Here is a 13,048-nt window from a genome sequence, read left to right on the forward strand (position 1 = left end):
TTCGGCGGGATCGTCCGCGGACGGAGAAGTCGTGTGGTCCTGACGCCCGGGGTTCTGGCGTCAAGGCTTGCGGTGATGCGGCGGCCAACCGGTGCGCGCATCGATCACCCGCAAGACGACGGGGGCAATAGTGCAACGCTCCCCGGGGAGAGCACGAAGGACACCGTTAAAACCAGCCGCGCAGGGAAGGCCGGGCGACCGGCATCACCTGTGGTCCACCCCGTGTGCATTTTCGTCGCGCACGGACTTGCGGGTGCCGCCGGCGCCCGGCCTTCCCTGCGCCCTTTGGCATTCAAAGCGCGCGAACGACCTGCAAAGCTCGGGCGAAACGCGCCGCGAGATTGAAGAGGCATGTCTGCACCACGCCCGCGCCGTCAGAGAGCGAGCCTCACGCTCCACTCTCGTGCCCCGGACGCAGCGCAGCGTCACTTCGACGGTGCGCTGCTGAGCCGGGGCCCATGTCGCAGCAAAGCCCGGCGCCGCTGGGTCCCGGCTCTGCGCCGCAATGCCTGCGCATTGTGGCTTGTCCGGGACACGAGCCCCCTAAGCCGCCGCCTTCTGCCTTGCCACCAGCGCCTCGCCAAAGGCTTCGAACAGCTTGCGGTTGATCGGATTGTGCTGGGGATCGTATTCGGCGTGCCATTGCACGCCGAGCGCAAAGCTCGGGGCTTCCGCGATCCGGATCGCCTCGATGGTGCCGTCCTCGGCGACGCCCTCGATCAGCACGCGCTTGCCGGGCTCGAGGATGCCCTGTCCGTGCAGCGAATTGACCCTGATCTTCTCGCAGCCGAGAATCCTTGCGAACGCCCCGCCCGGCGTCAGGTCGACGTCGTGACGGTCGGCGAACACGACGGTGGGATCGGGATGGATCTCGCCGTTCTCGAGCCGGGGCATGCGATGGTTCATGCGGCCGGGGATTTCGCGGATCTCGGGATGCAGCGAGCCGCCGAAGGCGACGTTCATCTCCTGCAAGCCGCGGCAGATGCCGAACAGCGGAACGCCGCGGGCAACGCAGGCGACCGACAGCGCCAGCGCTACCTCGTCGCGGTGGATGTCGTAGGGCTCGTGCTTCTCGCAGGGGTCGACGTTGAAATGGGTCGGGTGCACGTTGGCCCTCGCCCCGGTGAGGATGATGCCATCCACGGTGTCGAGCAGCGCCGCGATATCGGTGATATCAGGGGAGCCTGCGAACATCACCGGCAAGCCGCCGGAGACCTCGGCCACGGCGCGCAGGTTGCGCTCGCCCACCATCTGGACCTGAAATCGATTTTCGACGCGATGGGAATTCCCGATCACGCCGACGACCGGCTTTCTCATCTGTCGTTCCGCGCCTCTCCGAAAGAAGATTCCCCAAACATGCCCCTCGAATGAAACAAATTCAACAGAGGGGATCGCGGGACGGCAATGCTATTTTCGCGCAAATGCCTCCCGGGCCTCGCCCCCGGAAGGCAGGCCGGCGGCCTTCAGGGCGGTTGCCGCACCATCGCCCGGCGCGGCCAGCCAGGGCAGCTTCACCGCGATGCCGCGCGTCACGGGCTCCCCGAGCGCCCCGCCGAAGTCAATCGGCCAAAGCCCGTTGGGCACGACTTCCGCGTTAAGACCACGGATCGCGTAGCCCTCGCCCAGAACCGCCTCCGCCCGGTCGGCGGCGACGAGCCGCGCGGTGGTGGGATCCTTCGGATCGCCAAAGCTCACGAGCACCGGAACGAGGTCTCCCTGCACCGGGACGATTCCGGTCTGCCGCTGAATGTCATTGAACGAGACGCGGTTGCCGTGCGCGGCGCCATGGGCACGGAGCGCGACATAGTTGATGTCGTCGAAGTCCAGCTTGGCGTCCTGCCGGTGCGCCAGCAAGGCCACCAGATTCCTGCCCTTGGCGCCATCCTGGCCGAGATCGACGAACACCGCCTCGCCGCGCATCGTGGTGCGGCCGCTGCGATTGTAGTTGCGGTCTGGCACGACGGCCAGAATGCCCGACCCGGCCTTGATGCCGTCGGGCGTCGTCACCTCGACCGTGAGGCGATATTTGTGGCCGGGCCGGTTGATCCGGATCTGGTCGCCGATCACGAGCACGGCCAGAAGCCCGAGCAGACCGGCCCATTTGCTGATGAAGCTCAAACCGCCCCCATTGCTCTTTCCCTATCGCTCTGCACCGTCGACGTGCCGGCGTCAAACCAGCGCGTTGACGCGGGCTTGATCGGAAACGCGTTTGTCGAGAGAGTGCAGCGCGCAGCGCACTAAAAAGGACCCGATGTGACCATGTCCAAGGATGAACGCTCCCGTCCCCACGGCGACCTCGCTTGGGACCAGGCTTGGGCGATCTCGGTCGGAGGCATCGGCGTCGTGCTGTTCACCGCACTGCTCGCCTTCACCTGGTATTTTGCCACCACTCTGCTGCTGATCTTCACCGGCATGCTGCTCGGTCTCGGCCTCAACGCGCTGACGATCGCGCTCGGCCGCCGCGTGCCCCTGCCGCATGCGGTGCGGCTCGCGATCGTCTGCACCGGGCTTGCCCTGATGCTCGCCGGCATCGCCTATCTCGGCGGCGCCACCATTGCCGAGCAGGCTTCGCTGCTGAGCAAGACCCTCAAATCGCAGCTCGCCAATGTCAGGTCCTTCCTGGACAGCCACGGCATCGACACCAGCTTCTTCGATCTCGGCAACGGCGCGGCCGACGCCGCCAGCACCACGCCGTCGTCGGAGGCTGCGTCCGCACCCGCAGCGCCCTCGCGCGGTGCCTTGCCCAGCGCGGGCGCGCTGGCTTCCAGCGGTGGCGCGATCGTGAGCCAGACCTTCAAGCTGCTGCTCGGCACCATCCACGGCGTGGGCAACATCTTCATCGTGCTGTTCCTGGGCTTCGCCTTCGCAGCCCAGCCCGCCGTCTATCACGACGGCCTCTTGTTCCTGGCCCCGGCGAGGCACCGCACCCGCGTCACCCTGATCATCGATCGCATCAGCGAAACCCTGGAGCGCTGGCTGATCGCGCAGATCATCGTCATGCTCGCGGTCGGTGTGGTGACCTGGATCGGGCTTCTGCTCATCGGCATTCCCGGCTCGTTCATCCTGGGGATTCAGGCCGGCCTGCTCGCCTTCATCCCGACCGTCGGGGCCATCATCGCCGGCGTCATCGTGGTGCTGGCGAGCCTCGCCTCGGGCTGGGTCCCCGCACTATCGGCCTTCCTGCTCTTCATGGGCGTCCACGCCATGGAGAGCTATGTGCTGACCCCGGTGCTCCAGCGGCAGGCGCTCGACATCCCGCCGGCGACGCTGTTCGCGTTCCAGATCCTGCTCGGGGTGGTGTTCGGAATCTGGGGCCTCGCGCTGGCGCTGCCGCTGGTCGCCATCGCCAAGGTCATGATCGACCATTTCAAGACCTATGAGGCGCCGCCGCTGGCAGCATGATCCGGAAAAGTGTGCAGCGGTTTTCCGAAAAGATCATGCTCAAACAACAAGACACGGCCTGACCTCGCTCAGGTCGTCAGCACGGTCTCGGTGTGCTCGACCTCCGGGGGCGCGGCAAAATACTGGCCGACCAGGCCGCGCCATTCGGTGAAATTCTCCGAGCCGCGGAAATCCACGGTGTGGTTCTCCAGCGTCGCCCATTTCACCATCAGCCGGTAGCGCTGCGGCTTCTCGATCGACTTGTGCAGCTCGAAGCCGTGAAAGCCCTTGGAGCGGCCGAAGGCGGCCTTGGCCTTGGCGACGGCGGCCTCAAAGTCCTTCTCGCTGCCCGGCTTGACGTCGATTTGCGCGATCTCGGTGATCATCGGTTTCCACCCAATTTTGTTCGATGGGCGTGTCTACCGCAGCCGAGGGCAAAGAAAAAGGCGCCGGAATGGCGCCCTGGTCGGCCCAAAAATGCAGATCTCTCAGACCAGCAGCAGAACCGTGCCCGCCACGACGAGGGCGCATCCGACGAACATCGCGAGCGGCCAGGTGCTGCGGCGGCTTTGCGCGTAGCGCCCCTGCGCGCGGCGCTCGCTGATCAGCGCGCTCTCGTATTCATCCGCGGTGGAGAACAGACAGGCGAAACCGCTGCGTGCCGAGGTCGCAGCGGCTTCGAGCGACATCAGGGCAGCTTGCGGGTTCTGTCGACGGATCGATTCCATGACCGCAATGGTAGGGATCGAATGGTAAACAGAGGATTACCGCAACGCCGCTGCTGCCTCTCAGGCGGTGGCAGGCCGCACCTGCGGCGCACCGATCCGCGCGGCGCTCTGGCGGCGCCAGTTCTCCAGCGACAGCGGCAGCTCCTCCGCCGCCTCGACGCGGTTACGGCCGCCACGCTTGGCCTGGTACAGCGCGGTATCGGCCGAGGCCAGCAGCACTTCGAGCTCGGTGCCGGCGGGCCCGCCGGCAACGCCGATGCTGACGGTGGTGTCGACCGGACCCTCATCGACCACCACGCCGGAGGTTTCGAAGGCTTCGCGCACGCGCTCGGCGACCAGCACGCCCTCCTCCAGCGAACACGGCAGCAGCGCTGCGAATTCCTCGCCGCCGATGCGGCCCGACATGTCGGTGATGCGCAGATTGTTGACGACGACGGTGGAGAACAGCTTCAGCATCTCGTCGCCGGCGGGATGGCCGAAGCGGTCGTTGATCGACTTGAAGTGGTCGATGTCGAAGATCATCACGGTGACGGGGCGTCCGGCCTTGGCCTCGCGCTCGATCACGCGGCCGCAGGCTTCCGAGAAGCCGCGGCGGTTGAGCATGCCGGTGAGCGGGTCGGTGGAAGCTGCGGTCCGGTGCGCGGTCACCGTGCGCTCGGACACCAGCATGAAGATCACGAACACGGTGCCGACGGCGTAGAGGATGAGCTCGACGGCGAACACCGTGACCCAGATGCTGGAGGAGAAGCCGGCATCGTGCGGACGCAGGAAGCTGCCGAGCACGATCGGCAGCATCAGCACGCAGCCGTGCATCACCGGCACGACCAAGGCCGGCCAGCGCCGCTGCTCGCTCTTGCGCCGCTCGGTCCAGAGTTCGCTCGCGGTCAGCGCCGCGTAGACCGAGACGATGCCGGCGCCGATCATCATGCGCAGCATGGACGCGGCGGGATCGAGCAGCGAGACGGCGGCGACCCAGGCGAGCGCGCCGAGCACGAGGCCCGGCCAGTTCGGCTTGCGGCCGTGGAAGACGCGCGCCGCATTCCAGACCATGCCGCAGGCGACGAAGCCGACGGCATTCAACGCGAGATGGAGCTGCGGGCCGAGCTTGTCGCCGGCCGCGGTCCACAGCGCGACGGAGGCGGCACCGAGCAGATAGGCGGTGCCCCACCATTTCAGTGCAGGGCTGTTCTCCTGCCTGCCGAAAAACACCATCATGGCGCCGAGCAGTGCGGCGACCATGGTGGCGACCAAATAGAGCGTGATGCTATCGAGCGACATCATGTCGGCCCCCTCTAGAACATAGCAGTTACGCGATCGGTACATCCGATTTGCGCGCCCTTCCGAAGGCGACGCTAGGTGTGGCGGGTTCCATTCAGGTTTTCGCGGGCGCCCAAGTTTTCCGGAAACACGCCATCAATTTGCGTACAAACGAACAGCAAAAAGGGCGCTGAAATCAGCGCCCTTTTGCATCTCATTGAAGCCGCTTTCGCGGCGAATGTGACCGAAGCGATTAACGCTTCGAGAACTGGAAGGACCGGCGGGCCTTGGCCTTGCCGTACTTCTTGCGCTCGACCACGCGCGAGTCGCGGGTGAGGAAGCCGCCCTTCTTGAGCACCGAGCGCAGCTCCGGCTCGAAATAGGTCAGCGCCTTGGAGATGCCGTGACGGACCGCGCCGGCCTGGCCGGACAGGCCGCCGCCGGCGACCGTGCAGATCACGTCGTACTGGCCCGAACGCTGGGCCACCGAGAACGGCTGCTCGATCATCATGCGCAGCACGGGACGGGCGAAATAGACCTCGACCTCGCGCGAGTTGACGGTGACCTTGCCGGCGCCCGGCTTGATCCACACGCGGGCGACCGCGTCCTTGCGCTTGCCGGTGGCATAGGCGCGGTTGAACTTGTCGACCTTCTTCTCGTGCTTGGGCGCATCGGGCGCCGCCGCCGTCTTGAGCTGCGAGAGCTGGTCGAGCGACTGGATGGATTCGGCCATGTTATGCGGCCCTCGTGTTCTTGCGGTTCAACTTGGCGATGTCGATCTTCTCGGGCTGCTGCGCCTCGTGCGGATGATCGGCGCCGCCGTAGACACGGAGGTTGCCCATCTGCACGCGACCGAGCGGACCACGCGGAATCATGCGCTCGACGGCCTTCTCGAGCACGCGCTCGGGATGCTTGCCCTCGAGGATCTGGCGCGCGGTGCGCTCCTTGACGTGGCCGACATAGCCGGTGTGCTTGTAGTAGGTCTTCTGCTCGCGCTTGCGCCCCGTGAGGACCGCATGCTGCGCATTGATGATGATGACGTTGTCGCCGCAATCAACGTGCGGGGTGTAGGTCGGGAGGTGCTTGCCGCGCAGGCGCATGGCGACGATGGTGGCGAGACGGCCGACGACCAGACCCTTGGCGTCGATCAGCACCCACTTCTTCGTCACCTCAGCCGGCTTTGCCGAAAAGGTTTTCATGTCAGAGTTTCCGTGGACGGGGAGCATCGGCGCGAACACCGCACCGGACTGCGCGGTTTTCTAGAGAAGAGACGCGTCACGGTCAATGCCCGAAGACGTAAATTAGATGTGAGATATCAATAAGTTAAAAATATGGTGCTATATTACCTGCGAAAAGCTCAAACATTTGGAATGGAATAGGTCGAGGTGACATGAGCGATCGGATCAGGCGAGGAGCCGGACAGCAGCTTCACTTCCCCGACCGCCAGGCGCTTGCCGAGCTTGAGCAGCCGCGCTTCCGCCAGCACGTCCTGCCCGGACCCGCCCTTGCGCAGGAAATTGATGTTGAGATTGGTGGTCACCGCGAGACCGACCGGCCCGATCGCGGACAGGAGCACCACGTACATCGCGAAATCGGCCAGCGCCATCAGGGTCGGTCCGGACACGGTACCGCCCGGCCGCAGCATCTTTTCGCTGTATCGCTGCCGCAAAAGGCAGGTCTGGCCGTCGGCGCTCTCGATCGTGATGTCGTCGCCGCTGAAGGCCTGGGGAAACTCGTGACGGAGGAACTGCTCCACCTCTGCCACGCTCATTTTCGCTAACGCCATGCTGTTCCCCACCCTCGCTTCACTTGCCCTGTTACATTAAGTTATCTGCGTCATTCAAATGCAATAATCCAACGGAAACGCTTCGATGTCCGGCCAGGCCGCCCGCGCCCCCTCCCCGCAACCGCCGATCCTGCTGCGCGAGACCGTAGGCTCCATCGCGGTCCTGACGCTGAACCGGCCAGCCGCGCGCAACAGCCTGTCGGCAGCGATGATCGCGGGCCTGCACGCCGAGCTCGACGAGATCCGCGACGACAAGGCCGTCCGCGGCGTCGTGATCGCCGCCAACGGTCCCGCCTTCTCCGCCGGCCACGACATGAAGGAGCTCACCGCGCGCCGCACCGATCCCGATCGCGGCCGCGCCTTCTTCGCCGAAATGATGACCGCCTGCAGCGCGTTGATGCAGGCGATCGTGCATCTGCCCAAGCCCGTGGTCGCCTCCGTCCAGGGCATCGCGACCGCGGCCGGTTGCCAGCTCGTGGCGAGTTGCGACCTCGCGGTCGCCTCGGAGGCCGCAAGCTTCGCCACCCCCGGCGTCGACATCGGCCTGTTCTGCTCGACGCCGATGGTGGCGCTGTCGCGCAACGTCCCGCGCAAGCAGGCGATGGAGATGCTGCTGACGGGCGAACCGATCCCGGCCGAGCGCGCCCGCGAAATCGGATTGATCAATCGCGTCGTTGCCGCCGGCACCGAGCGCGAGGCCGCGATCGAGCTGGCGCGACAGGTCGCGCTGAAATCCGCCTACACCATCAAGCTCGGCAAGGAGGCGTTCTATCGCCAGGCCGAGATGAGCCTTGCGGACGCCTATCGCTATGCCGCAGAGGTGATGACCGAGAACATGATGGCGCGCGACGCCGAGGAAGGCATCGGCGCCTTCATCGAGAAGCGCACGCCGACATGGCGGGATGAGTGACCTCGCCAACAAGAAAAGATACGTGATGAACCACGACGCCTATCCCGACAATTACATCCGCGGCATCCTCAACGGCGTGAAGTCGATCGCGATGGTCGGCGCCTCGCCGGTCAATGTGCGGCCGAGCTATTTCGCGTTCAAATATCTGGCGCAACGCGGCTACGACATGATCCCGGTCAACCCCGGCCATGTCGGCAAGGAGCTGCTCGGAAAACCGTTCGTCGCCTCGCTCTCCGACATCGGCCGGCCCGTCGACATGATCGACATCTTCCGCAACTCGAGCCACATCATGCCCGTGGTCGAGGAAGCGCTCACGCTCGATCCGCTGCCCAAGGTGATCTGGATGCAGCTCGGAGCTCGCGACGATGCCGCGGCGGCGAAGGCGGAATCGGTCGGTATCAAGGTGGTAATGAACCGCTGCCCCAAGATCGAATATGGCCGCTTGTCTTCCGAGATCTCCTGGATGGGCGTGAATTCGCGCACGCTGAGTTCCAAGCGTGCGCCGGCGCCGACCCAGGGCATGCGGCTGTCCCTCAATCGGATGAGTGTCGGCGGCGGCGACACAGCGGCATCCGATCGCGCGGCGAAAAACAAGACCGAGCAAAGCTGACGCAATTGCGAAGCGTTCATTTCGCGAACGCGACAATCCGTAGCAGGATCATTCCCAAATCATCCTGATGTGAAGCGGCGCCTTGACGGCGAGCGCGGCGCCCATCAGCATGCCGCGCGATTTCAGACCACAAGAACAGGACGCCCTCAATGAGCGATCGCCTTCCGGGATTTTCGACCCTCGCCGTGCATGCCGGTGCACAGCCCGACCCCACCACCGGCGCGCGCGCGACTCCGATTTATCAAACGACCTCGTTCGTCTTCAACGACGCCGACCATGCCGCCTCGCTGTTCGGCCTGCAGGCGTTCGGCAACATCTATACCCGGATCGGCAACCCCACCAATGCCGTGCTGGAAGAGCGCGTCGCGGCGCTCGAAGGCGGCACGGCTGCACTGGCGGTGGCCTCGGGCCATGCCGCGCAGGTCGTAGTGCTGCAGCAGCTGCTCCAGCCCGGCGACGAATTCATCGCCGCGCGAAAACTCTATGGCGGCTCGATCAACCAGTTCACGCATGCGTTCAAGAGCTTCGGCTGGAACGTGGTGTGGGCCGATCCCGATGACATCGCAAGCTTCGAGCGCGCGGTGACGCCGCGCACCAAGGCGATCTTCATCGAGTCCATCGCCAATCCCGCCGGCAGCATCACCGACATCGAGGCGATCTCGACGGTCGCGCGCAAAGCGGGCGTGCCGCTGATCGTCGATAACACGCTGGCCTCGCCCTATCTGATCCGCCCGATCGACCACGGCGCCGACATCGTCGTGCACTCGCTGACGAAATTCCTCGGCGGCCACGGCAATTCGCTCGGCGGCATCATCGTGGACGCCGGCACCTTCGACTGGTCCACGGGCGGCAAATACCCGATGCTCTCGGAGCCGCGGCCCGAATATCACGGCATCAGGCTGCAGGAGACCTTCGGCAATTTCGCCTTTGCGATCGCCTGCCGCGTGCTGGGCTTGCGCGATCTCGGCCCCGCACTGTCACCGTTCAACGCCTTCATGATCCTGACCGGCATCGAGACGCTGCCCCTGCGCATGCAGCGGCATTGCGACAATGCCAAAGCGGTCGCCGAATTCCTCGCCGGCCATCCGGCGGTGGCCTCGGTCAGCTATGCGGGCCTGCCGAGCGACAAGTACAACCAGCTGGCGCGCAAATATGCGCCGAAGGGCGCGGGCGCCGTGTTCACCTTCAGCCTGAAGGGCGGTTATGACGCCGGCGTCAATCTGGTGTCGAAGCTGCAGCTGTTCTCGCACCTCGCCAATGTCGGCGACACCCGCTCGCTCGTCATCCACCCCGCCTCGACCACGCACAGCCAGCTCGACGACGCCGCCAAGGTGAAGTCCGGCGCCGGGCCCGACGTGGTGCGGCTCTCGGTCGGCATCGAGGACAAGGAAGACCTGATCGCGGATCTGGAACAGGCGCTGGGGGCGTAATTGTCGCCCGGGGCGGTGTGCAAGGCCGCCCCGGGAACAACAGCCTCGTTAACGATCATTAACCATATCGGCCGCATACATCGTCCTTGGATCGCCCCTTTGATTCGGAGCCGACGATGCTGCGCTGGATGGTGCCTGCCCTTGCCGCGATGCTGACGGTTTCAAGCACGTTTGCTGCTGACTTGCCGGCCACGTCGAAGCGGCGAGCCGCCGCGCAGCAGCAGGAGCCGCCCAAGGTTTGGGTCGACACCGATCCGGATGCGCTGATCTCGCCGGCCCATGGCATCGGCAGCTACATCCGCAACCTGCCGGGTACTCCGCTGCTACCGGGCTCGCACACGCTGCCGGGCTATTACGGCCGTCCCTGGGACTACGACTATCAGGGCTCGTATTACGGCGGCAAGCAGGTCGATTATTTCTGGCGCCTGCCCTATTCGTGCGGCATCTACGGCTATTGCTGACCTGATCGGCCGGCTGATGGTGATCAGCCGGGCTGGCCAACCGGAACCGCGCGCGGCTGCACCTGCGCAGAGTGCCGCGAGGACAGCCGTTCCACCTGCATCACCGCAAGCGTCAGCACTGCGATCGCGACCGCCTGGTGCGACAGCGCAAGATCGATCGGTACCTGGTTGAGCAGCGTCAGGATGCCGAGCACCACCTGCAGGCTCACAGCCGCAAACAGCCAGAGCGCGCCGCTCGCAGCCAGGCCCGCGCGCGAGCGCACCGCGTCGATCGCGTGCAGCAGCGCCAGCACGAACAGCGCATAGGCGGTCATGCGGTGCTCGAACTGCACCGTCAGGACGTTGTCGAACATGTTGCGCCACCACGGCGCCTCGAACCACAGCCGCTCACTCGAGGGAATGAACGCGCCGTCGATCTGCGGCCAGGTGTTGTAGGCGCGGCCCGCGCGCAGGCCCGCGACCAGCGCACCGAAATAGATCTGAACGAACGTCACGACGAGGAGCAGCGCGCTCGTGAACCGAAGCCGCGCCGGCGCTGCGATCTGCGGCCGCTCCTTGAGCCGCCGCACCGTCCATACGATGCCGGCGAAGATCAGCAGCGCGAGCACAAGATGTGTCGCCAGCCGATATTGCGAGACCTCGACGCGCTCGGTGAGGCCCGAGGCCACCATCCACCAGCCCACCGCGCCCTGCAGGCCGCCAAGCGCGAACAGCAGCCACAGCCGGCGCTTCAACTCACCGGAGAGGCCGCCGCGCCACAGGAAGACCAGGAACGGCAGGAGATAGGCGACGCCGATGAAGCGGCCGAGCAAGCGGTGGCTCCACTCCCACCAGAAGATTTCCTTGAACTCGGACAGGCTCATGCCCGCATTGAGCTCGCGATATTGCGGGATCTTCTTGTAGGCCTCGAACGCCTCGGTCCACTGCGCCTCCGACAGCGGCGGAACGCTGCCCGTGACCGGCTTCCATTCGACGATCGAGAGGCCCGATTCCGTCAGCCGCGTCGCACCGCCCACCAGCACCATCAGCGCAATCAAAGCGGCCACGGAAATCAGCCACCAGCGCACGGCGCGATGCGGCTCGGACGGAGTGGAAATCGTCGTCATTTCAGGAGCAAAACCAGGGTTTCGAGGCTTGAACCGGACTGCGTGCCCCTTATAGTCCCCCGCTCCCGCAGCGCAAGTTACGCGAAAGCCGTTCATAGTCCGCCATGACGATCCGCACCCGCAAGTTCCTCGGCGCCATCCTGCTCCTGGTGCTTTGCACCGTCTGGGCCCTGCTCGGCATGGCCGCAGCGCAGATGCCGTGGATCGCCGAGTCCGGCTGGCGGCAGGCGATCTATTACGTGGTGGTCGGCATGGGCTGGGTGCTGCCGGCGATGCCGATCGTGAGCTGGATGCAGCGGCCCGATCGCGTCAAGTCTGGCCGGTAGCGCGGCCGGTCGGTTTCACCGGCGCAAAGGCAACGCCCGACACCAGCACGCGCAAGATGCGCAGCGAGCGTACGCGGCCGTCCCAGGAGATCCGCGACAGCGCGCGCAGATTGGTCCGCCCCTCCGCATCCACGATGCCCGGGATCGCCGACGCCGCGCTGGCAAAGCCGGCCTCCTCCGCCATCACGACGTGGCTGCGCCGGAAAGAGGCGCGGTCGCCGAACGGAAAGGCGAAATGTTCGACGTTGCGGCGAAAAGCGGATTCCGCGACGGCCTTGCCCATCGTCATCTCGCGCAGCGCCGCATTGTCCTTCATGTTCGCGAGCACGGGATAGTTCACGGTCGCGGTGCCGATCGTGACGAGCGGATCGGCGGCAAGCTTCGCCAGATCCTCCCAATCCATCGACGCCTCGCGCGAGAGCGCGGCAAGGTCGATCCGGTAGCGCGTGCAGAGATCGGCGATCGCCGCCGACAGATCCGCCGGCGACAGCGAGCGGAGCCAGCTCTCGAGATGCGAAAACAGCGCCTGCTTCTCGGCGGTATCCGTCACCACGAAGCGCTGCTCCTTCTCCCCCATCATCAGGCTGATGCGGCTCTCGCGCGCGATCACCTGCTCGAGCCCGAGCCACCAGGCCTGTCCGACGCCGTCGGGAAATGCGGTGGGCAGGTAGATCGTGAAGGGCACGGCGTGGTGCGCCAGCACCGGATAGGCGAAGTCGATCAGATCCTTGCTGGCGCCGTCGAAGGTGAGCGCCACGAAGCGGCGCGGCTCCGGCAATGTCACCGCGCGCCGGCAGACCTCGTCCATGCCGAGAAAATCGTAACCCCAGCGCTTCAGCGCGCGAATGGCGCGATCGAGGAATTGCGGCGTGATCTCGTGCGCGCGCAGCGGCTGAAAGGCGCCGCGCCGCCGCGGGCGCACGCGTTCGAAGCGCAGGATGGCGCCGGCACCGCGGCTGCCCAGCGCGGCCCGGCCGGTGAACCAGGCGAGCTCAAGGCGCAGCCGCTCCAGCCATCTGTCGTCGGATGCCAAGACCCCACCCTTCGCGCCCT

Annotated in this window: 16 protein-coding genes; 6 read left to right on the forward strand and 10 right to left on the reverse strand. The window is 65.7% G+C overall.

The features are described from left to right. Nucleotides 1–543: 543 nt before the first annotated feature. Complete coding sequence (locus tag UNPF46_RS28530; protein ID WP_100177391.1) at nt 544–1,317, reverse strand: gamma-glutamyl-gamma-aminobutyrate hydrolase family protein; 774 nt, start codon at nt 1,315–1,317, stop codon at nt 544–546. Between the two features lie 90 nt (nt 1,318–1,407). Continuing rightward, nucleotides 1,408–2,118, reverse strand: coding sequence for a hypothetical protein (locus UNPF46_RS28535; RefSeq protein ID WP_142252215.1), 711 nt, complete (start codon nt 2,116–2,118; stop codon nt 1,408–1,410). A 135-nt stretch (nt 2,119–2,253) separates the two neighbouring features. Between UNPF46_RS28535 and UNPF46_RS28540 the strand changes: the two genes are divergently transcribed. After that, a complete protein-coding gene (locus UNPF46_RS28540) occupies nt 2,254–3,402 on the forward strand; it encodes an AI-2E family transporter (protein ID WP_502705506.1) in 1,149 nt (382 codons plus the stop codon). A 68-nt stretch (nt 3,403–3,470) separates the two neighbouring features. Here UNPF46_RS28540 and UNPF46_RS28545 read toward each other — a convergent pair whose 3' ends face one another. From UNPF46_RS28545 to UNPF46_RS28570, 6 genes are all read right to left on the reverse strand, one after another. After that, a complete protein-coding gene (locus UNPF46_RS28545; RefSeq protein WP_025036647.1) occupies nt 3,471–3,767 on the reverse strand; it encodes an antibiotic biosynthesis monooxygenase family protein in 297 nt (98 codons plus the stop codon). Nucleotides 3,768–3,869: 102 nt separating this feature from the next. Next, nucleotides 3,870–4,109: a hypothetical protein gene (locus UNPF46_RS28550; RefSeq protein ID WP_100177394.1), complete on the reverse strand. Its 240-nt coding sequence runs from the start codon at nt 4,107–4,109 to the stop codon at nt 3,870–3,872. Between the two features lie 60 nt (nt 4,110–4,169). Beyond that, nucleotides 4,170–5,390 (reverse strand): GGDEF domain-containing protein, encoded by a 1,221-nt coding sequence (locus tag UNPF46_RS28555; protein ID WP_142252217.1) that lies wholly within the window; start codon nt 5,388–5,390, stop codon nt 4,170–4,172. Nucleotides 5,391–5,619: 229 nt separating this feature from the next. Beyond that, a complete protein-coding gene (gene rpsI / locus UNPF46_RS28560) occupies nt 5,620–6,099 on the reverse strand; it encodes a 30S ribosomal protein S9 (RefSeq protein WP_018320095.1) in 480 nt (159 codons plus the stop codon). 1 nt (nt 6,100) lies between these two features. Further along, complete coding sequence (rplM, locus tag UNPF46_RS28565; protein ID WP_011087726.1) at nt 6,101–6,565, reverse strand: 50S ribosomal protein L13; 465 nt, start codon at nt 6,563–6,565, stop codon at nt 6,101–6,103. Between the two features lie 158 nt (nt 6,566–6,723). Then, on the reverse strand, nt 6,724–7,152 hold the full coding sequence (locus tag UNPF46_RS28570) for a PaaI family thioesterase (RefSeq protein ID WP_100177396.1): 429 nt from the start codon (nt 7,150–7,152) through the stop codon (nt 6,724–6,726). An 85-nt stretch (nt 7,153–7,237) separates the two neighbouring features. On the opposite strand from UNPF46_RS28570, the gene UNPF46_RS28575 reads away from it, so the two are divergent. The 4 genes from UNPF46_RS28575 to UNPF46_RS28590 all read left to right on the forward strand — a co-directional run bounded on the left by UNPF46_RS28575 (nt 7,238) and on the right by UNPF46_RS28590 (nt 10,563). After that, entirely contained in the window at nt 7,238–8,062 is an 825-nt protein-coding gene (locus tag UNPF46_RS28575; protein ID WP_142252218.1) for an enoyl-CoA hydratase, read from the forward strand. A gap of 25 nt (nt 8,063–8,087) precedes the next feature. Beyond that, a complete protein-coding gene (locus UNPF46_RS28580) occupies nt 8,088–8,672 on the forward strand; it encodes a CoA-binding protein (RefSeq protein WP_100181180.1) in 585 nt (194 codons plus the stop codon). Between the two features lie 149 nt (nt 8,673–8,821). Continuing rightward, on the forward strand, nt 8,822–10,102 hold the full coding sequence (locus UNPF46_RS28585; protein WP_142252219.1) for an O-acetylhomoserine aminocarboxypropyltransferase: 1,281 nt from the start codon (nt 8,822–8,824) through the stop codon (nt 10,100–10,102). Between the two features lie 116 nt (nt 10,103–10,218). Continuing rightward, nucleotides 10,219–10,563, forward strand: a complete 345-nt coding sequence (locus UNPF46_RS28590) for a hypothetical protein (protein ID WP_142252220.1) — start codon at nt 10,219–10,221, stop codon at nt 10,561–10,563. Nucleotides 10,564–10,586: 23 nt separating this feature from the next. On the opposite strand, the gene UNPF46_RS28595 is transcribed toward UNPF46_RS28590, so the two are convergent. After that, entirely contained in the window at nt 10,587–11,669 is a 1,083-nt protein-coding gene (locus UNPF46_RS28595; protein ID WP_142252221.1) for a COX15/CtaA family protein, read from the reverse strand. A gap of 104 nt (nt 11,670–11,773) precedes the next feature. Between UNPF46_RS28595 and UNPF46_RS28600 the strand changes: the two genes are divergently transcribed. Beyond that, on the forward strand, nt 11,774–11,995 hold the full coding sequence (locus UNPF46_RS28600; RefSeq protein ID WP_097663273.1) for a DUF2842 domain-containing protein: 222 nt from the start codon (nt 11,774–11,776) through the stop codon (nt 11,993–11,995). Here UNPF46_RS28600 and UNPF46_RS28605 read toward each other — a convergent pair. Then, nucleotides 11,979–13,028 (reverse strand): polysaccharide deacetylase family protein, encoded by a 1,050-nt coding sequence (locus UNPF46_RS28605; RefSeq protein ID WP_142252222.1) that lies wholly within the window; start codon nt 13,026–13,028, stop codon nt 11,979–11,981. The genes UNPF46_RS28600 and UNPF46_RS28605 overlap by 17 nt on opposite strands. Nucleotides 13,029–13,048: the final 20 nt, after the last annotated feature.

The organism is Bradyrhizobium sp. UNPF46 (assembly GCF_006658625.1).
In the GTDB taxonomy this organism is placed as follows: Bacteria; Pseudomonadota; Alphaproteobacteria; order Rhizobiales; family Xanthobacteraceae; genus Bradyrhizobium; species Bradyrhizobium nitroreducens.